The following is a 23,774-nucleotide window of genomic DNA, read 5'->3' on the forward strand; positions in this document are numbered from 1 at the left end:
TCTCGTACCGCCCGGCGGGCGTATTGTTTTTGCGTTCTACAGCCGCGGTCTCAGCCGCCCAGATAAGCGTTGCGGACGCGCTCATTGGTCAGTAGCTCTGCACCTGTGCCATCCATGACCACATGGCCTGTCTCAAGAACATAGGCGCGGTCGGCCACGGAAAGGGCCATCTGTGCGTTCTGCTCCACCAGCAGGATGGTCATGCCTGCCTTGTGGATATCGCGGATGATATCAAAGATCTCCTGCACCAGCAGCGGGGAAAGGCCCATGGAAGGCTCGTCCAGCATCAGCATGGAGGCGTTGCTCATCAGGGCACGGCCCATGGCCAGCATCTGCTGCTCGCCGCCGGACATGGTGCCCGCCAGCTGCCTGCGGCGCTCCTTCAGGCGGGGGAAGAGGGTGAACACCTTTTCCTTGTTGGCCGCAATGGTGGAAGCGGGCTGGGTGTAGGCCCCCATATCCAGGTTTTCCTCCACGGTCATGTGCAGGAACACATGGCGGCCCTCCGGCACCTGTGCCAGACCGGCCTCCACGATCTTATGGGCGCGCACGCCCTTGATGCTCTTGCCCTTGTACAGGATGTCGCCCGTTTTGGGGTGGAGCAGGCCGGAGATGGTTTTCAGGGTGGTGGACTTACCGGCACCGTTGGCACCGATCAGGGTCACGATCTCGCCCTCGTTCACCTCAAACGAAACATCCTTGACAGCGTGGATGTTGCCGTAATAAACGTTGATGTTATCAACTTTCAGCATCGTTTCTGCCATCGGTTCAGCCCTCCTTCTTGCCCAGGTAGGCCTCGATGACCTGGGGATTGTTGCGGATCTCATCCGGGGTGCCCTTGGCGATGATGCGGCCAAAGTTCAGCACCGCAATGCCCTCACAGATGCCCATGACCAGGCTCATGTCATGCTCGATCAGCAGCACGGCAATGTTGAACTCATCACGGATGCGGCGGATGGTCTCGGTCAGCTCAGCGGTCTCCGAGGGGTTCATACCGGCGGCAGGCTCATCCAGCAGCAGCAGCTTGGGGCTGGTGGCCAGCGCACGCATGATCTCCAAACGGCGCTGTGCGCCATAGGGCAGGCTGCCGGCCTGCGTATAGGCCATATCTGCCATGTGGAAGATGTCCAGCAGCTCAAAAGCACGCTCGGTGCAGTGCTTTTCCTCTTTCCAGTAGTTGGGCAGACGGATCAGCGAAGAGGCAAGGTCGTACTTCATGGACTCATGCAGGCCGACCTTGATGTTGTCGATGACGCTCATCTCCTTGAACAGACGGATGTTCTGGAAGGTGCGGGCCACGCCCATCCGGTTGACCTGGTAGGTCTTTTTGCCCGCCGTGGGCATTCCATCGATCAGGATGGAGCCGCGGGTAGGCTGGTAAACATTGGTCAGCAGGTTGAACACCGTGGTCTTACCGGCACCGTTGGGGCCGATCAGGCCGGTGATCTCGTTGCGGCCGATCATCAGGTTGAAGCCATCCACGGCGGTCAGGCCGCCGAAATCGATGCCCAGCTCACGGACATCCAGAATGGGCTTTTTGTCCTTATCGCGGTCCGTCAGGAAGCCGCCGGAGGGGACACTGTTCAGTCTGGTCTGGAACTCACTCATGGTCTGCACCCTCCTTCTTTTTCTTGCCAAACAGGACACGCTCCACAAGGCGGCTCATGGAGAAATCGTAGCTGCCCAGCAGTCCGCCCGGGCGGAAGATCATCATCAGGATCAGCACCAGCGAGTAGATGACCATGCGGTAACTGTCGAAGCTGCGGGTCGCCTCAGGCAGGATGGTCAGGACCGTTGCGGAGAGGATGGAGCCCAGCATGGAGCCCATGCCGCCCAGAACCACCATGACCAGGATCTCGATGGACTTCATAAAGCCGAAGGTGGAGGGGTTCAGCACGCCGATGTAGCAGGCATACAGGCCACCTGCCAGACCCGCAAAGGCAGCGGAAAAGGCAAAGGCCATGACCTTGTAGTAGGTGGTCTGGATGCCGCAGCTCTCGGCGGCAATCTCGTTGTCGCGGATGGCCAGCACGGCACGGCCGTGGCGGCTCTTCATCATGGCGTGGATCAAAAAGCAGGTGATGACCACGCAGAGGAACACGTTGGTGAAGTTGGAGTACTTGGGGATGTTCTTCAGGCCCTTGGAGCCATAGAACAGCTTGAAGCCCAGCACATCATCGATATTGTTCAGGGTAATGCGGATGATCTCACCAAAGCCCAGCGTCAGGATGGCCAGATAGTCGCCGGTCAGGCGCAGGGCCGGGATGCCGATGAGCACACCGAACAGACCAGCCACGATGCAGGCCAGCACCAGACCGATGGCAAAGGAGACACCGTCCGGCAGCGGGCAGAACTTGGTGAACAGGGCGCAGGTGTAGGCACCCACAGCCATGAAACCGGCATGACCCAGCGGCAGCTGCCCCAGATAGCCGGTGGCAACGTTCAGGGAGACCGCCAGGATGATATTGATGCCCACCGTCATCAGCACCTTGTTCTGGTAGGTAGACAGGATATTCCGGGTCAGGTAGGAAAGCGCCACGAACAGCAGAGCCACCAGCACCGCGTTCATCAGGTAGCGCACGGGCATTTTGATCGTTTTACGGTTCTTATTCATCTTCCTGCCCTCCTTACACCTTTTCCTGCACCTTGCGGCCGAGGAAGCCGGTGGGCTTGAACAGCAGCACGATGATCAGGATGGCAAACGTAACGGCATCCTTCCAGGCGGAAAGGCCGATGGCGGAGACAAAGCACTCGCACAGGCCGATGGCAATGCCGCCGATCATTGCGCCCGGGATGGAGCCGATGCCGCCCAGAACGGCGGCAACAAAGGCTTTCAGGCCCAGCATGGAGCCCATGGTGGGGGTAGCCTGCGGGTAGGAGCAGCAGTACAGCACCGAGCCGATACCGGCCAGCGCGGAGCCCACCGCAAAGGTAAAGGAGATGGTGCTGTTGACATTGATGCCCATCAGGCGGGCAGCGTCCATATCCTCAGAGACAGCGCGCATGGCCTTGCCCAGCTTGGTCTTCTGCACCAGAAAGGTCAGCACCAGCATGGACAGCACGGTGACCACCAGTGTGATCACGGAGGTCAGGCCCAGGGGCACACTGCCGATCATAAAGGTCTTGTTGCCGTAGTAGGAAGGGATGACCTTTGCGCCGGAACCCATCACCAGCTCAGCGGTGTACTCCAGGAAGAAGGAGACACCAATGGCTGTGATCAGCAGGGAGATGCGGGGCGCGTTGCGCAGCGGGGTGTAGGCGACCTTTTCGATCACCACACCCAGCAGGGTGCAGGTAATAATGATGGCGCACACGGCCGTCACCGGGCCAAGGCCCAGCTGGTTCATAACGAACCAGGACATGTATGCACCCACCATGATGACATCGCCGTGGGCAAAGTTCAGCAGCAGGATGATGCCGTACACCATGCTGTAACCCAGTGCGATCAGTGCATAGATGCTGCCAAGGGACAAGCCGTTGATCAGCTGGCTAAAGAACACTGTCATTGGATGGACACTTCCTTTCTTTCTACCAAAAAAGCGGAGACAACCTGTTCCGGCGGCCTCCGCAAGGGTACATCATTCTCTGGTTCCGGCATTCAGGCCGCACACCGGTGTGCGGCGCAGAAGCGGGATCAGAACATTTCCTTCAGTTCGGGCTTGCCGTCCACATAGGTCAGGATCGCAGTCTTCTTGACGGGATCGTGGTGCTCATCAAAGGTAAAGGTGCCGGTGATGCCCTCGATGGTGCCGGAGGCAATGGCATCGTTGACAGCCTGCTTGTACTCATCGGTACCGGCCTCCAGGCCGGCATCCTCAGCAGCCTGCACGCCGTAAACCACGGTCTTGGCGGCATCGTAGCCCAGAGGAGCAAAGCCGTTGGGGTAATCCTCGCCGTACTCTGCCTTGTAGGCATCCTCGAACTCGGGGCTGGAGCCCTTTGCGTAGTTTGCGCAGAAGTAGCTGTCCTTCAGCTGATCGGCAGTGGCATAGCCCTCCAGGCCATCCCAGCCGTCGCCGCCCAGGAAGGGAACATTCAGGCCAACGCTCTCAGCCTGAGACAGGATCTGGCCCACTTCCTCGTAGTAGTTGGGGCAGAACACGGTCTCGGGGCCCTTGCCCATGATGCTGGTCAGCTGGGTCTTGAAGTCCACGTCGCCATCGGAGTAGCTCTCCTGATCGACGATGGTACCGCCCAGGCTCTCAAACTCGTTGACGAAGTTCTCAGCCAGACCCTCGTTGTAGTCAGCGCCCTTTTTGAAGATGACGGCTGCCTTGGTGTAGCCCAGCTTCTGGTAAGCATAATCGGCCATCTTGATGCCCTGGAACGGGTCGGTGAAGGTGGCACGGAAGACATTCTCGTTCACGGTGTCGGTCTCGGCATCATAGGTAACGGCCTCAGCGGTAGCGGAAGCAGTTACCATGGGCATGTTGTAATCTGCGCTCTCGGCAGCAACTGCCAGAGTGGGGGTGGTGGTGACATCGCCGACCAGAGCGGTGATGCCCTCGTCCACCATCTTGGTGAAGCAGTTGACAGCCTGCGTAGCATCGCCCTGCTCATCCTCGGTCAGGATCTCGATCTGCTTGCCATTGATGCCGCCGTTGGCGTTGACCTGCTTCAGGTACAGGGCAGCGCCGTTGACAACGGCCTGGCCGTAAACGGAAACGTTGCCGGTCAGGGGGCCCATCACACCGATCTTAATGGTGTCACCGGAAGCAGCGGATGCGGCAGTGGAAGAAGCGGCAGTGCTGGAGGAGGAGCCGCCGCAGGCGGTCAGAACACCGGCAGCAGCCACGACACCGGCAGCGGTCAGAAAGTTGCGGCGAGAGATCATCTTTTTCATAATACAATATCCTCCTGTTGGAAGTTTTTCGTGTGATAGATGCACAAAGCAGGGCGCTTCCTTCAAAGCCGCCCTGCTTTGTGCGTGTATTCATTATAGTCTCGCCGGGCGGGTTGTGCAATTCACAAACCGTCCATACTTTTCCGGGCATTTTCCGGCATTTTATGTGAAAGCAACCAAAAAAACCGTGTTATTTTTGGTTATTTTTTCATTTTGTTCACTTTGTTTCATCGTGACATGAAGAGCTTTCACGCATGTCAAAAAGGTTACAGCGTCGTTTTTTCTTCTGCCTGCCGGTAAATAGAGGTACGATAAAACACCATGGAGAGCACGGTGCCCACAAACCAGCCCACAGGCCAGGACAGCCAGATGCCGTTCACGCCCAGCCAGCTGGAAAACAGGATGGCCAGCACCACGCGCAGGAACAGGTCGGAAAGGGTGGTTGCCATAAAGCGGCCCATCATGCCGCAGCCGCGCATCAGGCCGTCCGAAGTCAGCTTGAAGGCCAGCAGCAGGTAGAAGGGTGCGATCGTCTGCAGGAAGGTCAGGCCGGTGTTGATGGCCTCGCCCGTGGGGCTGTTCATAAAGAGCATGAGCAGCTGGCGGCCTGCCAGCAGGTACAGGGCCGTGAAGCAGAGGCAGATACTGCCCAGCAGCTTGACACCGGCCCCGAAGCCCGCCCTGACGCGCTCGTTTTTCCCTGCGCCCAGATTCTGGGAAGCGTAGTTGGAAATGCCGCTGCCCAGCGTGGTCAGGGAGGAAATGAGCACATTGTTCAGCTTGGTGGCCGCGGCAAAGCCCGCGATCACGCTGGCACCGAAGGAGTTGACCACGCTCTGGATGATGATATTGCCCACTGAGACAAAGCTCTGCTGCAAAATGCTGGGAATGGCCACCACTGCGATCTGGCCCAGCATCTTCCAGGAGAACCAGACCCGCTCCCCCTCACTCGGGACAGCACGCACCCGCCGGGCCACCACCCACAGGGAGAGCACGCAGCTCACGCCCTGGCACAGAAAAGTCGCCCAGGCCACACCGGCAACCCCCATATCAAAGGCAGCCACAAACAACACGTCCACCGCGATGTTTGCCGTGGAGGAAACCGCCAGAAACAGGAACGGGGTGCGGCTGTCGCCCAGCGCCGTAAAAATGCCCGTTGCCACATTGTAAAGGAACAGGAAGGGCAGGCCCAGGGTGTAGATATCCAGATACTCTGCCGAGTCGGCCATCAGCTCCGCCGGGGTGCGGATGAGCATCAGCAGGCTCCGGCAGCCCAGCAGGCCCACCGCCATCAGGGCACCGCAGAGCACCACCGTGCCGATGAGCGCCGTGGTGACAGCGGTTTTCATGGTGTTGTAGTCCTTTGCGCCAAAGTACCGGGAAACGATGACAGAGCCGCCGATGTTGCAGCCGAATGAGAACGCCAGAAAGATCAGGGTGATCTCGTAGCTGTTGCCCACAGCGGCCAGAGCGTTTTCACCGATCAGCTTGCCCGCCACAAGACTGTCGGCAATGTTGTAGAGTTGCTGGAACAGGATGCTGCCGAACATGGGCAGGCAGAACTGCCACAGCACCTTGGATGGGGAGCCCACGGTCAGGTCTTTGTTCATGTAAAAAAAATCCTCCTCAATCTTTGGTTCTCTCTTGTCCATCTATCATTTTACCGTCCCCTCTTTGGAATGTAAACCCACAAATCCACACACTCCCCCATCCTTTTCCCGCTTTCTGCCGGATACGCACCCGCCCCGGCGGGCATCCTATCAATGTTTACAGCGGCAAACATCCGCAGACCCTCTTGCGCAAGGGTGCAGGACGTGGTAGGATAAAGGCAGTTAGTTAGTTTTGACTATCTGTATAATATCTCATCGAAGATCGGGAGGTTACTGTGATGAACTATCTGGAAATTGAATCTGTGATCGGCCGCGAGATCCTGGACTCCCGCGGAAATCCCACCGTTGAGGCCGAGATCACTCTGGCCGACGGCACGGTTGCCCGCGGCTGTGCCCCCTCCGGCGCTTCCACCGGCGAGTTCGAGGCTCTGGAGCTGCGCGACGGCGACAAGGGCCGCTATCTGGGCAAAGGCGTGACCAAGGCTGTGGAGAACATCAACACCGTCATCGCCGACGCGGTGGTGGGCATGGATGCCTCCGACATCTACGCCATAGATGCCGCCATGCTCCGGGCCGACGGCACCCAGGACAAATCCAATCTGGGCGCAAACGCCATTCTGGCGGTCTCCATTGCCGCCTGCCGCGCTGCCGCCGCTTCTCTGGAAATGCCCCTGTACCGCTTTCTGGGCGGCGTGAATGGCAACCGTCTGCCCGTGCCCATGATGAACATCCTGAACGGCGGCGCACACGCCACCAACACCGTGGACACGCAGGAGTTTATGATCATGCCCGTGGGTGCGCCCAGCTTCAAGGAGGCCCTGCGCTGGTGCGCCGAGGTGTTCCACGCTCTGGCTTCCATCCTGAAGTCCAGGGGCCTGGCCACCTCCGTGGGCGACGAGGGCGGCTTTGCCCCCAACCTGTCCAGCGACGAGGAGACCATCGAGACCATTCTGGCCGCCATCGAGAAGGCCGGTTATCAGCCCGGCAGGGACTTCATGCTGGCCATGGATGCCGCTTCCTCCGAGTGGAAGAGCCCCAAGGGCAAGGGCTTTTACAAGCTGCCCAAGGCCGGCACCGAGTACACTTCCAGCGAGCTGATCGCACACTGGAAGAGCCTGGTGGAAAAGTATCCCATCATCTCCATTGAAGATGGCTTGGATGAAGAGGACTGGGAAGGCTGGCAGGAGATGACCCGGGAACTGGGCGGTAAGGTCCAGCTGGTGGGCGACGACCTGTTCGTTACCAACACCGAGCGTCTGGCCAAGGGCATCCAGCTGGGTGCAGGCAACGCCATCCTGATCAAGCTGAACCAGATCGGTTCCGTTTCCGAGACGCTGGAGGCCATCAAGATGGCCCACAAGGCCGGCTACACCGCCATCAGCTCTCACCGCTCCGGCGAGACCGAGGACACCACCATTGCTGATCTGGCCGTTGCCCTGAACACCTGCCAGATCAAGACCGGTGCCCCCAGCCGCACCGAGCGCGTTGCCAAGTACAACCAGCTGCTCCGCATTGAGGAGGATCTGGGTGCAAGTGCCGTTTACCCCGGCATGGCCGCCTTCAACGTAAAGCGCTGATCTCCGCAGCTGCATATTGCTTTCTTTCCTGTTTCCGCAAAAGAGGGTCGCTGCACATTGCTCCGTGCAGCGGCCCTCTTTCTGTTTTGATGGCTCACCCTCTCAGTCTCGCTGACGCTCGCCAGCTCCCCCAAAGGGGGAGCCAAGGGCAATCCCAGATATTGCAGCATCTGTCCTCTGTGATGTCTTGCCTCTCCCTTCGGGAGAGGTGGCATTGCGCAAGCAATGACGGAGAGGGTGAGGATGCTTTCCTTTTCAATTCACTCTCAGCTGCCGTTTGGCTGTCTGCAGGGCTTTCCGCAGGGGGCGGTAGAGCAGCAGCATGATGACAAAATTTCCCACGCCGTGCATGGCATCGTAGGAAAGGCCGCTGAGCCACCAGCTCAGGGCAAAGGCCGGAGTTTTTGCCACCAGATACACCGCCGCACACAGGCCGCCGAAGCACAGGCCGTAGATGCCGCTGAACACCGCCCAGCCAAGGGCATTGTCCATCCGGCGCAGCAGCCATGCCAGCAGGGCCAGCAGATACCAGACATACAGATACATGGCCCACCACAGCCCAAAGCTGTACAGCACGCCCTGCAGCAGGATGAACACCGTAACAGCCCCCGGCGTTTCCCGGGGCAGCTCCAGTGCAAACAGGATGACAAGCAGCGTCACCGGTTCAATGTTGGGCAGGCCGCTCATGGCCTGCTTGCTCACCACCAGCAGCGCACCCATCAGGCCGCTGAGCACCAGCCGCAGCACCCGGATGTGCACAGGCTCCTTACTTCGTGTAGACAAAGGCATAGCTGTCGCCATCGTGCAGCGCAATGTCTGCCACGCCCACGGTGGTCATCTCGCCGGTGGCATCGGTCAGACACCACCATGCCTGATCCTTATCCCAGTCGGCGGTCTCGCCGTTGACGGTGGTCACAAAGCCTGCAGCAGCCTCCTCTTCGCTGATGAGACCGGCTTTCACCAGAGCATCGCTCAGCTTCTCGCCATCGGTCACTTCCAGCGTAAAGGTCTGGCTCTCGCCATCCGCGCCGGTCACGGTAAACTCTGCCTTGACCTTGGCATCCTCGGCCTGCCCGGAAGCAGCCTCAGAGGAAGCGGCTTCACTGGAAGCTGCCACAGAGGACACGGCCTCAGAAGAGGCGGCGCTGGATGCCGTGCTGGAAGCTGCACCGCAGCCTGCCAGCAGCCCGGCAGCCAGAGCGGCACTGATCACAACGGCCAGAAATTTATGCATGGTTTTCATAGAAAAAGAACTCCTTTGTTTGTTTTCCGCGCGCCCTGCGCGCAGGGTCTATCATATCATGGGTGCGCACAAAAATCAAGGCACAGCGCAGTTACGATGATGCACCAGCGCTGTGCCGTTGTTTGATCGTTACTTTTCCAAAAACGCCTTCTGGTAGCTTGCAAAGGCACCGATCTGGTTGGCCTCACTCAGGAACCGGCAGGGCACGATCTCCGGGCGGGGCAGGGTATGTGCCGCCGCCCCGAAGGGATGGCCCCGCAGGATGTACTCCTCATACACCTCGTTCAGGGTCTCCACAAGGATGGGCTGCTTACTGATGCCGCCGCCGATGGCCACCTTTTCCAGATCCAGCAGGACGTTCAGGTTGTAGATCTGCACGGCAACGGCCCGGCAGAAGCTGCGCAGGGCCTCGTTGGCCTCGGTCTCCCCGGCGTGGACCGCCTCAAAGAAGATGCGTCCATCCATGGGTGCATCGGCGGGCAGGCCCTTGCGGGCGCGGTAACCGCTCAACAGGCCGCTGGTACTGCACTGGCAGGCAACGCTCTTTGCGGGGTCGCTCCAGGCATCGGCGTTGGTGTTCATAAAGCTGTACTCCCCTGCCGTGCAGTCCCGGCCGCGCACCAGCTTCCCATCAATGATCAGGCCGCCGCCCACACCGGTACCGATGATGAACACTGCTGCGTTCCTGCAGCCCTTCAGCGCGCCCCGCTCCAGCTCCGCAATGGCAGCCGCTTTACCGTCATTCTCGATCCAGACCCGGCAGCCGCAGGCCTCGGCCAGCCGGGGGCCGACAGGCGTGCCCACATTGTATGCCAGCGAGAGTGCCCCGCCGCCCTTGACCACGCCCTGTTCGGCATCAATGAAGCCGGGCAGGCTCAGAGCAATGCCGTCCACCTCGTCCTTGTGGGGCAGGTAGATCTCCCGCAGGGTGTTCAGGAAGTGTTCCTGCGAATCCGCCGGGGTGGGCGTGCTGCCCGTATCGGTCCGGTTCAGCTGCTCATCCATCACGGAATACTTGATCCCGGTGCCGCCCACATCAAAAACCATTACTTTCATGTACAGACCCTCCTGCGCTTTTTTTCTATTATTGCAAATCGCTCTCCAAATGTAAAGAGCCATGCCGGAAAACAAAAAAATCCCGCACTGCGGCAAAGCAAAACGCAGCGCGGGAACGAAGATAGCTTAATTCAGGATCGTGTCAGCGCTCAGCGGGCGACAACATACTTGTGCAGGGTCTTGCGGACTGCGCCGTTGCCAGCGTACAGCTCCTTGACCATGCCCTCAATCTGCTCACCCAGGCCGACCTCGTACAGGTCAACACCGAACACATCGGCACGGCTGTACAGGTTCTTCAGGCAGCTGAAGTCCTGCTCGCCTTCCTTGACCTCCAGAGGAGCCACGATGGCCTGCAGCTCAGCCAGCATCGGATCGGGAGAGATCTCAAAGGCCTTGCCGTTGTCATCAATGCCCTTCAGGTAGCGGGCATAACCTGCCAGCACCAGGGGGATCAGCACCAGGTTGGACTTGTCCAGACCGCGTGCCTGATATGCCTTGATGGTCTCGCCGAAGCGGATGGCCAGCTTCTGAGAGGTATCGGTAGCGATACGCTGGGGAGCATCGGGCATGAAGGGGTTGGGCAGGCGGCGGTTGATGACAGCACCGATGAACTCATAGGGGTTCAGGACACCGGGATCAACGACCACGGGCATTGCCTCGATATAACCGATCTTCTGGATGAAGGAACGCAGATCCTCGTCGGCCATCTCGGCGCTGATGAGGGTGTAACCCAGCATGCAGCCGTAGATGGACATTGCGGTGTGCAGGGGGTTCAGGCAGGTGCACACCTTCATCTTCTCGATCTTGTCAACGGTCTCGCGGTCGCAGTACAGCACACCGCCCAGCTCCAGCGGGGGACGGCCGTTGGTGTAGTGATCCTCGATGCACAGGTACTGGGTCTCCTCTGCGTTGACAAAGGGAGCAGTAAAGGTGTGCTTCTCGGTCACGATGGTGTAGTTGTCCTCAAAGCCGTCCTTGGCCAGCATATCCTGGACCTTTGCGTCGGGACGGGGGGTGATCTTGTCGATCATGCTCCAGGGGAAGGTGATCTTGGTCTCGTCCTGAACGTATGCCAGGAATTCAGCGGGAACCAGACCCTGCTCGACCCACTTGGAAGCATAGGCGTGGACAGCGCTCTTGACCTTGTCGCCGTTGTGAGAGCAGTTATCCATGCTCTGAACGGTCAGGGGCAGCTTGCCGGCCTTGAAGCGCTCGTACAGCAGAGCGGTGACCTTGCCCATGGCCAGAACGGGGGTCAGGCCGCGCTCCAGGTCAGCAGGAGCAACGCCGTAGCCCTTCTCGGTGATGGTGAAGGAGATCATCTGCAGGCTGGGGTTCTGGAAGATCTCGACCAGACGAGCCCAATCCTCGCCGAAGGAGTAATCAGCCTTCAGGCTCTCAGTCACAGAAGCGATGACCTTCTTCTCGATGTCGCCGGTGGACTTCAGGCAGACCAGCAGGCTCAGGTTGTCGTAGGGCTGGTAAGCCTTGTCGATGATCTCGTAGTCAAAGCTCTCAGCAACAATGACACCGCGGTCATACTTGCCGCTGTTCAGGGCCTCGTTCAGGATGGCAGCGGGGAAGGCACGGAAGATGTTGCCTGCGCCGAAGTGCACCCAGGTGGGCTCTGCGTGGGTCTTGGCCTTGACAGCCTCCACGTCAAACTTGGGCAGCTCGTAGCCCTTTTCTGCCCACTCGGCGGACAGATTGCCGTTCTTGATATCAGACAGCTTCATAATAGTACTCAGCCTTTCTTTTTCTCTTCATCCAGACGATCCAGCAGGTCCCAGACACCCAGCATGTACTGGATACCCAGAGCACGGTCATACTTGCCGTAACCGGGGCGGCAGTTGCCGGGGCCTTCCTCCCACAGCTGACGGCCGTGGTCGGGGCGGATATAGCCCTCGTAGCCGCCGTCATGGTAGGCGCGCAGGATCTCGATGATGCCGGTCTCGCCGCAGCAGTCGCGGTGAGCAGCCTCGGAGAAGTCGCCATTGGGGAAGTGGTGGATGTTGCGGATGTGAGCAAATGCAATGCGGTCGCAGTGCTTGCGGACGATCTCGGCAACATTGTTGTTGGGGTTTGCGTTCAGGCTGCCGGAGCACAGGGTCAGGCAGTTGTACTCGTCGTCCACCATGCTCAGGAAGCGGTCGATGCTCTCAGCATCCACCAGCAGGCGGGGCAGGCCGAAGATATCCCAAGGGGGATCGTCCATGTGGATGGCCATCTTGATGTCGCACTCGCGGCAGGTGGGCATCAGAGCTTCCAGGAAGTACTTCAGGTTCTCCCACAGCTTTTCCTTGGTGACAGGAGCATAGGCCTTGAACAGCTCGTCCAGCTTTGCCATACGCTCAGGCTCCCAGCCGGGGAAGGTCATGTTGTACTTCTCGGTGAAGCCCAGGATGTAGTCGGCCATGGCCTTGTAATCGTCCTGGATCATGTCCTTCTGGTAGAACAGAGCGGTGGAGCCGTCGCCGACGGGGTGGAACAGGTCGGTACGGGTCCAGTCAAAGATGGGCATGAAATTGTAGCAGATGACCTTGACACCGAACTTGGACAGGTTGCGGATGCACTGCTTATAGTTCTCGATGTACTTGTCGCGGGTGGGCAGGCCGATCTTGATGTCATCGTGGACATTGACAGACTCGACCACGTCCATGTCGAAGCCGTAGGCGTGGATCTGATCGGCGACCTTCTGAATCTCGTCGATCTCCCAGATCTCACCGGGCATCTTGTTGTGCAGTGCCCAGACGATGCTGGTCACGCCGGGAATCTGCTTGATGTCGTTGAGGGTGATGGGATCGTTGCCCTCACCGTACCAACGCCAACCCATTTTCATAGGCATAGTGGGTTCCTCCTTGTTTGTTGCTTTGCTTCTTAAATGCCGCGGCGGGTGCCGTGGCACATTCTTGCTTATATTCTAATATATCAGTTTCAAATTGGCAATTGACGTTTTGACAAGTTTTGATGTTTTTTCTTGTATACTTTACACAAAGAAACGGCCACACATGGGATTTTGCCCCCATCCGGCCGCAAAATACACGCCTTTGGCAGTTTGACGAAAGAAATTTTTACCAGGTATCACCGTTGCCGATAAAATAATCCGGGTGGGCGGCACGGGCCTGATCCACACTGAGCTTATACCGGTGCAGATGTTCACTCAGTGCCCGGCTCACATCCTCCTCCGTGCCGTGGAGCACAGCCTCCAGGATGCGGGTGTGGGCACCACAGACCGATTTGTTCTCATCCGTCTGCAGGCTGAACTTGCGCAGCCGCTCGATGTGCTGAAAGGTGGAAAGCATGTGGTCAAAGTGTCCCTCCATGCCGCAGAGCTCAAAGGCGCGGCGGTGGAAGGCGTTGTCCAGATCCAGCATCCGGGTCTCGCGGTTCTCGGCCTCCGGGTGGCTTTCCAGCACACGGTACTGCTCGATCAGCAGCCGGTAGGCTCTCTCCTGCTCGCCGGTCAGGCGGCCCCGGATCCGGTTCAGAAGCTCTTTTTCCAGCGTGAAGCGCGCAAACTGCTCCATCTCCATCAGCTCCAGATCAATGGGAGCCACATAGGTGCCGCTCTGGGGCTTGATGGTCACCATGTGGGCAATGTTGAGCATGATCAATGCCTCCCGCATGGGGGTGCGGCTGATGCCCAGTTCCTGGGCCAGCTCGTGGTCGTTCAGTTCATCCCCGGGTTTGAGCTCCATGGTGATGATCCTGCTGCGGATGGTTTCGTAGGCTGCCTCGCGGGCGCTCCGAACTGCCATACTGTCTTCGCTCCTTTTGTGCTTCTGCACGCCTGTTATCTTTGTGTTTTACTAATATATCAGTTTCATTTTTATTGTACTCCACACACTTTGTCCGCGTCAATTGGGAAACTGCCAAAATTGAGAACTTTTTCTTGTCAATCCTGCCGCTTTTTCCACGGGCCATAAAGGATCACGCCCCACACAGCCGCCAGCGCCAGACCGCAGACCACATCAATGATGGAATGCTGCTTGGTGAACACGGTGGAGGCGCAGATGAGCGCTGCCCACACCCAGGCCGCTGCTTTGAGCCAGGGGCGCTGCTTTGTCAGCGTGCTGCCCGAAAAGGCAATGGCCATGCAGGCCGTGCTCTGGCAGTGGATAGAGGGGCAGACATTGACCGAGGCATCCGCTTTCCAGATGAGCTGCATCAAAGTCATGGCAAAATTCTCCCGGCCGATGGCTTCTGGCGTGGGACGGATGTCAAGGCCGTTGGGCAGTACCATATAAATAATGAGGCAGAACGTCATACCCGAAAACATCATCAGGCAGAGCTTGTCATAACTGGCAGTGTCGAACCACCACAGCAGGACCGTGACCGCCGCCAGCAGCACGAACCAGCTGCAATACGGAAAAATGAACCACTCGTTGAAGGGAATGAGGTCATCCACCGGGGAGTGGATGATGTATTTGGGGTCAGTGATGGTCAGATCCAGCCAGAAGAACCAGATGAGGTAGATCACCCAGTAAGCCTGATACCACAGGTGGGGCTTGAGCCGCATGCGCAGAGTCTTTGCGTTCATATTCTTTTCTCCTATAAAATCACTCGCCGCATAGCGATTATTTTAACACAGAACCAGCGCTTGCGCAAATATTATTTATGGGATAAAATAAGGGTATCAGTCTCTCCGTCACCTATCGCGGCAGCTCCCCTGGCAGGGGAGCCATGTTTACGCTGCCGCCGGAGAGGTTCTTAAATCAAAGGAGAAACTATGTCACCTTCTACCCCGATCCGCCTTGTCGCCCTTGATCTGGACGGCACCCTGCTCAATTCCCAGAGCCAGATCTCCCCCCGCACCCGGCAGGCCATTGCCGATGCCGTCGGGCGCGGGGTCATCGTGCTGCCCTGCACCGGGCGGCCCCTTGCCAGCCTGCCGCCGTTGGTGGCGCAGCTGCCCGGCATCCGATACGCCATCACCTCCAACGGTGCCGCTGTCTGGGATATGGGCACAGACCCGCTGGGTGCCGTGTACAGCCGTTACTCCGATGCCCCCCAGCGTCCGACCCATGAACCGGTTCTGCTGGAGCGTCATTATTTGCCCCCGGAAACCGCCCGGGAAGTGTTTGCCCTCTACCGGGAATATCATGGCCCACTGAGCATTTTTTCGGACGGGCGCTCTTATTTGGACGGTACCGGTATGACCCTGTTTCAGGACCGTCATATCCAGCGCCATTCCACCGAGGCCAGACAGCCGGACGATGGCCGTACCCATGTTGTGCGGGATCTGGACGAATGGATGAGCCGCCACGCCCACGAAGTGGAAAAATTCTGTATGTTCTTCGACAGCATCGAGATCGCGCAGGCCGCTCTCGTCCGTTTCCGGGCGTTTCCCGGCATCGAGGCCGTACAGGGTGCCCCGGACAATGTAGAGGTCACCGCCGCAGGGGTGGACAAGGGTACCGCCCTGCTGGCCCTGGCAGACCGGCTCGGCATCCCCCGGGAGGCCACCCTTGCCATCGGCGACAGCGACAACGACCGCGCCATGCTGGCCCGGGCCGGTGTGGCCGCCGTGATGGCCAACGCTCTGCCCGAGATCCGGGCACTGGGGGATATCGTCAGCACCTGCGACAATGACCACGATGGCGTTGCAGAGCTCTTTGAGCGGCTCGGACTGTGACCGTTGGGCATTTTTGTGCAATGTATACAAGCTCTTATGCAAAACATTGTGCTTGTTGAGCATTACCAAAAGTGGCCGGGTCGTTTATACTAATACTGTGAACGTATGGTGGGGAGAGTGTGCCCATCCGGCCCTGCCCCGCCCTGAGTGTCAAATAAAAAGGAGAAATGCGTTATGAATCCCATCGTTGAAAAGGTCTATCAGATCGGCATTATCCCTGTTATCGCCTTCAACAGCGTGGACGAGGCCCTGCCCCTGTGCAAGGCTCTGGCCGAGGGCGGTCTGCCCGCAGCCGAGGTCACCTTCCGCACTGCATGTGCTGAGGAGTGCATCCGCAAGATCCACGAAGAGATGCCCGAGATGCTGCTGGGTGCAGGCACTGTCCTGACCTGTGAGCAGGCTGACCGTGCAATGGCAGCTGGTGCTTCCTTCATTGTTGCTCCCGGCTTCGACCCCGAGGTCTGCAAGCACGTGATCAACAAGGGCGGCATTATGATGCCCGGTACCGCTTCTGCCGGCGAGATGCAGCAGGCCATGAACATGGGCTGCGAGGCCCTGAAGTTCTTCCCCGCTGAGGCAAACGGCGGTGTCGGTATGCTGAAGAACATCGGCGCTGCCCTGAAGGGTGCACGCTGGATGTGCACCGGCGGTGTCAACGCAAAGAACGTCAACGATTACCTGGGCTACGACCAGATCTTCGCTGTCGGCGGCACCTGGATGTGCAAGAGCGATGTCATCAAGGCTGGCGACTGGGCAAAGATCACCGCTCAGAGCAAGGAAGCCGTTGACACCATGCTGGGCCTGCGCCTGCATCATGTCGGCATCAACACCGGCAATGAGGAAGAGGCCATGAAGGTCGCCACCCTGCTGGGCGGTCTGCTGAACATGAAGGTCGCTCCCGGCAACTCCAGCATCTTTGTGGGCAACAAGGAATTCGAGATCATGAAGAAGCCCGGCCGCGGCACCAATGGCCACGTTGCCATCGCCTGCAACAACGTTGACCGTGCCATCTATCACCTGTCTCAGCGCGGCGTGAAGTTCGATCTGGACAGCAAGAATGTCAAGAACGGCAAGACCATCGCCTGCTACTTTGCTGACGAGATCGCCGGCTTTGCAATGCACCTGGTCCAGGCCTGAGTTCCTGCGCATTTCCACGGCGATTCCCGCCGCACCGGTCCACCCTGCGGCGGGTGATATAAAACACATCTGATTATAAAGGAGTACACCACAATGAAAGTCGTTACTTTTGGCGAACTGATGGTCCGTCTGCAGCCGTTCAACTATGAGCGCTTTGTCCAGGCTAACAGTCTGGAGTTCACCTTCGGCGGCGGCGAGGCCAACGTTGCTGTTTCTCTGGCCAACTACGGCCTGGACGCAGCTTTCGTCACCAAGCTGCCCGCACACGCCATCGGTCAGGCCGCTGTCAACAGCCTGCGCCGCTACGGCGTTGACACCAGCATGATCACCCGTGGCGGTGACCGCGTTGGTATCTACTACAACGAGAAGGGCGCTTCTCAGCGTGGTTCTGTCTGCATCTACGACCGTGCCAACAGCGCCATCCAGCTGGCACAGCCTTCCGATTTCGATTGGGAGAAGATCTTCGAGGGCGTGGATTGGTTCCACTTCACCGGCATCACCCCGGCTCTGGGCGAGAACGTTGTCGAGATCTGCCGCGAGGCCTGCAAGGCTGCTAAGGCTCACGGCGTGAAGATCAGCTGCGACCTGAACTACCGCGGCAAGCTGTGGACCCGTGAGCAGGCTCGTGCTGCCATGACCGATCTGTGCCAGTACGTTGATGTCTGCATCTCCAACGAGGAGGACGCAAAGGACGTGTTCGGCATCGAGGCCGAGGCTACCGATATCTACGGCGGCAAGCTGAATGCTGAGGGCTACAAGAGCGTTGCCAAGCAGCTGGCTGACAAGTTCCACTTCGAGAAGGTCGCTATCACCCTGCGTGAGAGCCACAGCGCTTTCGACAACGGCTGGAGCGCTATGCTGTACGATGTTGCTTCCAACGAGTACTGCTTCTCCAAGAAGTACGACCTGCACATCATCGACCGCGTTGGCGGCGGTGACTCCTTCGGCGGCGGCCTGATCTACAGCCTGCTGACCGGCAAGAGCACTCAGGAAGCTGTTGAGTTCGCTGTTGCTGCTTCTGCTCTGAAGCACTCCATCGAGGGCGACTACAACATGATGACCGTGTCCGAGGTCGAGAAGCTGGCTGGCGGCGACGGTTCCGGCCGTATCCAGCGCTAAGCAAGCGTTACAGGAGGTCGTCCGCAATGGATATCCGTTATTCCTGCAACCAGAAAGATTTCAAGCGCTACACCACCGAGGAAATGCGGGACGAGATGCTCATCACCGGCCTGTACAAGGCGGATGAAGTTGTTGCCGTTTACAGCCATGTGGACCGCATGGTCACGCTGGGCTGTATGCCGGTGCACGAGACCGTGTCCATCGACAAGGGCATCGATATCTGGGCAAACTTCGGCACCCACTATTTCCTGGAGCGCCGCGAGATCGGTATGTTCAACATCGGCAAGGATTCCACCGGTATCGTGGTGGCTGACGGCGTGAAGTACGAGCTGGGCTACAAGGACTGCCTGTACATTACCCAGGGCACCAAGGAAGTGACCTTTGCTTCCGCCGATCCCGAGCATCCTGCCAAGTTCTATATGGTGTCTGCTCCGGCACACTGCGCTTATGAGACCCGCCTGATCAAGATGGCCGATGCAAACCATCGTCCTCTGGGCAGCGTGGAAACCTGCAACAAACGCACCATCAATCAGTTCATCCACCCGGACGTGCTGAAGACCTGCCAGCTGAGCATGGGCATGACCGAGCTGGACCCCGGTTCCAACTGGAACACGATGCCCAGCCACACCCATGAGCGGCGGATGGAGATCTACACCTACTTTGAATTGCCCGAGGGGCAGGTGGTGTTTCACATGTGCGGTGAGCCTACCCAGACCCGCCATATCGTGATGCACAACGAGGATGCTGTCATCAGCCCTTCCTGGAGCATCCACAGCGGTGTCGGCACCTCGAACTATACGTTCATCTGGGCTATGGGCGGCGAAAACATGGAGTTTGACGACATGGATAACATCGCTACCACCGACCTGCGCTAAACACAAATAAGACCCCGCACCGGCGATCCGGCGCGGGGTTTTTCAGTAAAGGAGTTCTACTTATGGATCTTACTGCATTTGACCTGAAGGGCAAGGTTGCCCTGGTCACCGGCGGCGCACACGGCATCGGCTTCTCCATTGCCGAGGGCATGGCAAAGTGCGGCGCTACCGTCTGCTTCAACTGCTCCAACGAGGGCAGCCTGGAAAAGGGCCTGGCCGCCTACAAGGCTGCCGGCATCGACGCACACGGCTATGTGGCCGATGTCACCGATGAGGCTGCCGTGAACGCCATGATCGCCCAGATCAAGGCTGAGGTGGGCCCCGTGGACATTCTGGTGAACAACGCCGGTCTGATGAAGCGTGTGCCCATGATCGAGATGAGCCACACCGATTTCCTGCGCGTCATCGACGTGCACGTTGGCGGTGCTTTCAACTGCTCCAAGGCGGTTCTGCCTGATATGATCGCCAAGCGCGAGGGCAAGATCATCAATATCTGCTCCATGATGAGTGAGCTGGGCCGCGAGACTGTCTCCGCCTACGCTGCCGCCAAGGGCGCACTGAAGATGCTGACCCGCAACATCGCCTCCGAGTACGGCGAGTACAACATCCAGTGCAACGGCATGGGCCCCGGCTACATTGCCACCGCCCAGACCGCTCCCCTGCGCGAGATCCAGCCCGATGGCAGCCGCCATCCCTTCGATACCTTCATCTGCGCCAAGACCCCCGCAGGCCGCTGGGGCACCCCCGAGGACATGGTCGGCCCCTGCGTGTTCCTGGCTTCCCACGCTTCCGACTTTGTCAACGGCCAGATCCTGTACGCTGATGGCGGCATCCTGGCTTACATCGGCAAGCAGCCCAAGTAAGTAAAGCACCTCGAAATAGAAAAGACCCTCTCCGTCATTGCTTCGCAATGCCGCCCCTCCCTTTTGGAGGTGCTGGCGGGCATCAGCAGGACGGAGAGGGTCTTTGTATTACTTTTCACACTTTTGTAAAGGATTTGTTATTGTATTCTTCGACACATCCTTGTATAATAGTTGCTTGTGGGTAGCCTTTCACGAGAGCTGCCCACGAGAAAAGATTTTCGTCACGAACAAGGAGAGATTACACAATGAAACTCAAGAATGTTGCTGTTGTTGCCGCTGCTCTGGCACTGGCTGTTGGTATGACCGCTTGCGGCGGTTCTGCTTCTTCCACCACCGCTTCTTCCGTTGCTTCTTCCGCTGCCGCTTCCTCTGAGGCTGCAAGCTCTGAGGCAGCTTCCAGCGAGGCCGAGGTCGAGTCCGCCGAGTACACTGTCTACAACACCACCGGCGAGAATGTCACCGACCTGTACCTGTACGCTGCTGGCTCTGAGGACAAGGGCGAGAACCTGGCTGCTGACGGCCTGGCTGACGGCGACAGCGTTGTGCTGACCCTGCCCGAGGATGCTGACAAGAGCGCTGAGTATGTCCTGGAGTTCACCACCGAGGGCGGCGACACCCAGAGCTTCGACACCCTGGGCTATGAGGTTGCTCCCATCTCCCTGCTGAGCGTTGACGCTGCTGCAGGTGCTACCCCCATCAGCTTCACCGCTCCGGAGCAGTAAAAAAACGCAGGCCTGAGCCTGTAACATAAAAACTCCCCTGCACTCCATTTTACCGGAATGCAGGGGAGTTTTTTGCGTATCAAAGGTTCCGCAGCGGGCAGTGCGTTCGTGCTGACAGAGAGAGTTGTAGCCTGGCTGATAATCAAAAAATCAGTTGATAATTATTTTATTATTTGTGCAGTTTTGCCCTTTCCAACCGGGTTATAATGTGGTAAGATAAAAGCACAAAAAGCAGAGACGCTTAGGAGCTTTCCAAAGCGTCTCTGCTTTTTTTATCCGTTTTTTTCAGGCCTGCGTTTTGTTCAGATAACGATAAATCGTAGGAACTGACACTGAAAGCTGATCTGCGATCTCCGCAACCGCGCCTTTCATCATCAGGATACCGTCTGCATCCAGCTTATGTACTACGCGGATCTTTTCCTGCATGGACATGTGGGCCGGGGCAGTGCCTTCCCTGCTGATGATTTCCGCAATGCGAGAGTGCATCACACTCTCCAGCGGACTGCTCAGATCCTCAGAAGGCGAATCTTCCGGCGGAGCCGAGAGATTGAACCGGTCCAGCAGCGCACGCAGAGCAAGATGCAGCTCCTGTGCAGCAGCAAGTTCCTTGTTGATGCAGAGCATCCCGATGAGCCGTCCCTCGTTCTTGATGAAGTACGTCGAGGACAGGAATTCCCCGCTCTTGGTCTTTCCTTTGTAGTTCAACAGGGATTCAGTATCAGCGTAAGTCCCTTTTTCCTGCAATTCCCGTGCAAGGTCGGTCATGGGGTCACCCAGCTCACGGCCAGAAATTCCGTTTCCAATGGCGATAATAGACTGTTCCGGGTTGGTCACATCATGGATGACGATCTCACACCCCGGTCCGCACACAGCCGCCAGAAACGGAACGAAATCCGTGTAGCACTTCAGCAATTCCTGATCTGTCACATCGTTGTCCTCCTGTTTCTCACCGTAATTATTCTATTATTATTTATTATATAGAATTTTGCGGCAGAGCGCAAGTTAGCAATCTGCACAATTTAGAGTGATAAAATTTTACTCACGATGATAAAAATATTTGTAAAAAAGTATTTACATTTGTGATGTGGTATTGTATAATCGCATCAACAAGTGATAAATAAATTATCACAGTGATTTCGGCATTCTTAAATTCAAAGGAGTTGTTTCTATCATGGCAAAGAATCAGGTATCTACCCCCGCAGCACCCGCAGCCATTGGTCCCTACTCTCAGGGCATCACCGCCACCGGCACAGCCGTCTATGTTTCCGGTCAGCTGCCCATCGACCCCGCTACCGGCGCTTTCCCCGGTGAGGACATCACCAGCCAAACTCGTCAGTCCATTGAGAACATCAAGGCTGTGCTGGCCGCTGCCGGTTACGAGCTGTCCGATGTGGTCAAGACCACCGTCCTACTCAAGGACATCGCAGATTTCGGCGCAATGAACGAAGTCTATGCTTCCTATTTTACCGGTGTGTGCCCGGCCCGCAGTGCCTTCCAGGTGGTTGCACTGCCCAAGGGTGCCCGGGTCGAGATCGAGGCTGTCGCAGTCAAGTAACATTCTGCACTCCCTGCCGATTTTCTCACTTTTCCCACAGGTCACAACGGGCACCTCAATAAAAACGCTACCAAGAAAAGAGAGGTATTATATTATGGAAGAAAAAGGCAAAAAATTAGGCCTCTGGAACATTATTGGTCTGGGCCTTGGCGGTGCCATCGGCACCGGTATCTTCGTGCTGCTGGGCTATGGCATTGCCTACACCGGCCGCTCCATTTCTCTGGTCGTCGCCATTGGCTGCTTCTTCATGCTGCTGGCTTACTGGTATAACCTGGCAATGCCCGCCATGTTCGTGATGAAGGGCGGCGATTACAGCATGAAGGCCATGCTGTTCAACCCGTTTATGAGCGGTGTCAGCGCCTGGATGATTCTGGTCAACGGCCTGGCAATGTCCAGCTACTCGGTAGCTCTGGCACAGTATCTGGCCATCGCCATTCCCAGCTTGCAAAATCATCAGACGCTCGTTGCATTTATTGCAATGACCCTGTTCTTCCTTTCCACCATCAAGGGTTCCCGCTTCATTACCATTCTGGAAAACATCATCACACTGGTTCTGGTAGCTTCTCTGGTCATCTTCGTTGTCTTTGGTCTGCCCAAAGTCGATTTTGCCAACACCTTCTCCAGCGCTGACGGCGGCTTCTTCCACGGCGGCTTCACCGGTTTCGTCTCCGCATTGGCCGTTATGGGCTGGGCCTGCCAGGGCACCACGATGGCTCCCGTCTCCATGGCAGCCGTTACCAAGAACCCCAAGCGCACCATTCCTCTGGGCATTATCATCATCACCCTGCTGCTGGCTGTGATCTACGGTACCATGGGCATTGTCGCCGGTGGTGTCCTACCCTATGTTGAGACTGCCGGTCAGAACATCAGTGTGACCGCTGAGGCAATCCTTCCCCGTGCACTGTACATCTTCTTCGTGGTCGGCGGCGGCATCGGTGCCATCGCAAGCTCCGCTCTGGGCGGTCTGGGCATGTTCCGTTATCCCCTGCTGCAGGTCGCAAGCGACGGCTGGCTGCCTTCCGTCTTTAAAAAGACTGATAAGAACGGTTATCCCTACGTCATTTACCTGCTGTTCTATGTCATCAGCATCATCCCCATCCTCACCGGCCGTAGCCTGGATGCCATCGTCTCTCAGGTGATGATTCCCACCATGCTCATCAACATCTACATGAATCTGGCCTGCCTGACCCTGCCCAAGAAGTACCCCGAACAGTGGGCACAGCGCAGCATCAAGATGCCCCTATGGTTCTACAACATCTGCTGCGTGCTGGGTGCCTTCTGCGCCGGCGTGGTTGCCTTTAACCTGTTCAAGGATCTGACCTTCAACGATGCCGTGTTCGCTGTTGTCATCGTTGTTGTGATGTGCGTGCTGAGCATCCTGCGCCTGAAACAGGGTGCTGTCAAGGCCGAGGATTTGGCCGCCAAGAAAGAGGAGATCGTCCGTCAGGCCATTACAGATACCACTGCTGACGAGGCAGAAGCCGCCTGATTTTTCTGATGTTTCAATGAAAGATTCAATCCCATACACACTGTAAGAAA

General features: G+C 57.8%; 23 protein-coding genes. 9 read left to right on the forward strand and 14 right to left on the reverse strand.

From position 1 onward, the window contains the following. Positions 1-50: 50 nt before the first annotated feature. From ACKXGA_RS05005 to ACKXGA_RS05030, 6 genes are all read right to left on the reverse strand, one after another. Entirely contained in the window at positions 51-752 is a 702-nt protein-coding gene (locus ACKXGA_RS05005; protein WP_097770478.1) for an ABC transporter ATP-binding protein, read from the reverse strand. A gap of 16 nt (positions 753-768) precedes the next feature. Next, positions 769-1,608: an ABC transporter ATP-binding protein gene (locus ACKXGA_RS05010; RefSeq protein ID WP_097770421.1), complete on the reverse strand. Its 840-nt coding sequence runs from the start codon at positions 1,606-1,608 to the stop codon at positions 769-771. After that, on the reverse strand, positions 1,601-2,614 hold the full coding sequence (locus ACKXGA_RS05015; RefSeq protein ID WP_005931359.1) for a branched-chain amino acid ABC transporter permease: 1,014 nt from the start codon (positions 2,612-2,614) through the stop codon (positions 1,601-1,603). Before ACKXGA_RS05015 ends, ACKXGA_RS05010 begins: the two co-directional genes overlap by 8 nt. A gap of 13 nt (positions 2,615-2,627) precedes the next feature. Further along, positions 2,628-3,506, reverse strand: a complete 879-nt coding sequence (locus ACKXGA_RS05020; protein WP_423730222.1) for a branched-chain amino acid ABC transporter permease — start codon at positions 3,504-3,506, stop codon at positions 2,628-2,630. 128 nt (positions 3,507-3,634) lie between these two features. Beyond that, the gene (locus ACKXGA_RS05025) at positions 3,635-4,843 is read right to left on the reverse strand and encodes an ABC transporter substrate-binding protein (RefSeq protein ID WP_223384122.1); all 1,209 of its coding nucleotides are present in this window, start codon (positions 4,841-4,843) and stop codon (positions 3,635-3,637) included. Between the two features lie 266 nt (positions 4,844-5,109). Then, entirely contained in the window at positions 5,110-6,453 is a 1,344-nt protein-coding gene (locus ACKXGA_RS05030) for an MATE family efflux transporter (RefSeq protein ID WP_423730223.1), read from the reverse strand. Between the two features lie 278 nt (positions 6,454-6,731). Here ACKXGA_RS05030 and eno point away from each other — a divergent pair, with 278 nt between their 5' ends. Continuing rightward, positions 6,732-8,030 carry a phosphopyruvate hydratase gene (gene eno, locus ACKXGA_RS05035; RefSeq protein ID WP_423730224.1) on the forward strand — a complete coding sequence of 433 codons (1,299 nt, stop codon included), beginning with the start codon at positions 6,732-6,734 and terminating at the stop codon, positions 8,028-8,030. Between the two features lie 255 nt (positions 8,031-8,285). Here eno and ACKXGA_RS05040 read toward each other — a convergent pair whose 3' ends face one another. From ACKXGA_RS05040 to ACKXGA_RS05070, 7 genes are all read right to left on the reverse strand, one after another. Further along, entirely contained in the window at positions 8,286-8,813 is a 528-nt protein-coding gene (locus ACKXGA_RS05040; protein WP_423730225.1) for a hypothetical protein, read from the reverse strand. Beyond that, positions 8,797-9,273, reverse strand: coding sequence for a DUF4430 domain-containing protein (locus ACKXGA_RS05045; RefSeq protein ID WP_423730226.1), 477 nt, complete (start codon positions 9,271-9,273; stop codon positions 8,797-8,799). Before ACKXGA_RS05045 ends, ACKXGA_RS05040 begins: the two co-directional genes overlap by 17 nt. 129 nt (positions 9,274-9,402) lie before the next feature. Further along, a complete protein-coding gene (locus ACKXGA_RS05050; RefSeq protein WP_223454904.1) occupies positions 9,403-10,329 on the reverse strand; it encodes an ROK family protein in 927 nt (308 codons plus the stop codon). Between the two features lie 149 nt (positions 10,330-10,478). Further along, the gene (locus ACKXGA_RS05055) at positions 10,479-12,065 is read right to left on the reverse strand and encodes a mannitol dehydrogenase family protein (protein WP_117533413.1); all 1,587 of its coding nucleotides are present in this window, start codon (positions 12,063-12,065) and stop codon (positions 10,479-10,481) included. Between the two features lie 8 nt (positions 12,066-12,073). Continuing rightward, complete coding sequence (gene uxuA / locus ACKXGA_RS05060) at positions 12,074-13,174, reverse strand: mannonate dehydratase (RefSeq protein WP_156058461.1); 1,101 nt, start codon at positions 13,172-13,174, stop codon at positions 12,074-12,076. Positions 13,175-13,400: 226 nt separating this feature from the next. Next, entirely contained in the window at positions 13,401-14,087 is a 687-nt protein-coding gene (locus tag ACKXGA_RS05065) for a GntR family transcriptional regulator (protein WP_097770429.1), read from the reverse strand. 137 nt (positions 14,088-14,224) lie between these two features. Further along, complete coding sequence (locus ACKXGA_RS05070; protein WP_117475969.1) at positions 14,225-14,869, reverse strand: phosphatase PAP2 family protein; 645 nt, start codon at positions 14,867-14,869, stop codon at positions 14,225-14,227. 189 nt (positions 14,870-15,058) lie between these two features. On the opposite strand from ACKXGA_RS05070, the gene ACKXGA_RS05075 reads away from it, so the two are divergent. From ACKXGA_RS05075 to ACKXGA_RS05100, 6 genes are all read left to right on the forward strand, one after another. Continuing rightward, positions 15,059-15,964, forward strand: coding sequence for a Cof-type HAD-IIB family hydrolase (locus tag ACKXGA_RS05075; RefSeq protein ID WP_117475968.1), 906 nt, complete (start codon positions 15,059-15,061; stop codon positions 15,962-15,964). Between the two features lie 174 nt (positions 15,965-16,138). Next, complete coding sequence (gene eda / locus ACKXGA_RS05080) at positions 16,139-17,101, forward strand: bifunctional 4-hydroxy-2-oxoglutarate aldolase/2-dehydro-3-deoxy-phosphogluconate aldolase (protein WP_117535753.1); 963 nt, start codon at positions 16,139-16,141, stop codon at positions 17,099-17,101. 93 nt (positions 17,102-17,194) lie between these two features. Continuing rightward, positions 17,195-18,220 (forward strand): sugar kinase, encoded by a 1,026-nt coding sequence (locus ACKXGA_RS05085; protein WP_005931436.1) that lies wholly within the window; start codon positions 17,195-17,197, stop codon positions 18,218-18,220. A gap of 26 nt (positions 18,221-18,246) precedes the next feature. Further along, on the forward strand, positions 18,247-19,095 hold the full coding sequence (kduI, locus tag ACKXGA_RS05090; protein WP_005931438.1) for a 5-dehydro-4-deoxy-D-glucuronate isomerase: 849 nt from the start codon (positions 18,247-18,249) through the stop codon (positions 19,093-19,095). Positions 19,096-19,157: 62 nt separating this feature from the next. Then, positions 19,158-19,958, forward strand: coding sequence for a gluconate 5-dehydrogenase (locus tag ACKXGA_RS05095; protein ID WP_005931440.1), 801 nt, complete (start codon positions 19,158-19,160; stop codon positions 19,956-19,958). Between the two features lie 245 nt (positions 19,959-20,203). Beyond that, complete coding sequence (locus ACKXGA_RS05100; RefSeq protein ID WP_373098570.1) at positions 20,204-20,680, forward strand: cytochrome C; 477 nt, start codon at positions 20,204-20,206, stop codon at positions 20,678-20,680. Positions 20,681-20,965: 285 nt separating this feature from the next. Here ACKXGA_RS05100 and ACKXGA_RS05105 read toward each other — a convergent pair whose 3' ends face one another. Continuing rightward, a complete protein-coding gene (locus ACKXGA_RS05105) occupies positions 20,966-21,607 on the reverse strand; it encodes a helix-turn-helix transcriptional regulator (RefSeq protein WP_117535754.1) in 642 nt (213 codons plus the stop codon). Positions 21,608-21,851: 244 nt separating this feature from the next. Here ACKXGA_RS05105 and ACKXGA_RS05110 point away from each other — a divergent pair, with 244 nt between their 5' ends. Both ACKXGA_RS05110 and ACKXGA_RS05115 read left to right on the forward strand, forming a co-directional pair. Beyond that, positions 21,852-22,235, forward strand: a complete 384-nt coding sequence (locus ACKXGA_RS05110; protein WP_117475964.1) for a RidA family protein — start codon at positions 21,852-21,854, stop codon at positions 22,233-22,235. A 94-nt stretch (positions 22,236-22,329) separates the two neighbouring features. Then, entirely contained in the window at positions 22,330-23,724 is a 1,395-nt protein-coding gene (locus tag ACKXGA_RS05115; RefSeq protein WP_423730227.1) for an APC family permease, read from the forward strand. Positions 23,725-23,774: the final 50 nt, after the last annotated feature.

The sequence above is a fragment of the Faecalibacterium hominis (ex Afrizal et al. 2022) genome (assembly GCF_049545105.1).
Classification (GTDB): Bacteria; Bacillota; Clostridia; order Oscillospirales; family Ruminococcaceae; genus Faecalibacterium; species Faecalibacterium duncaniae.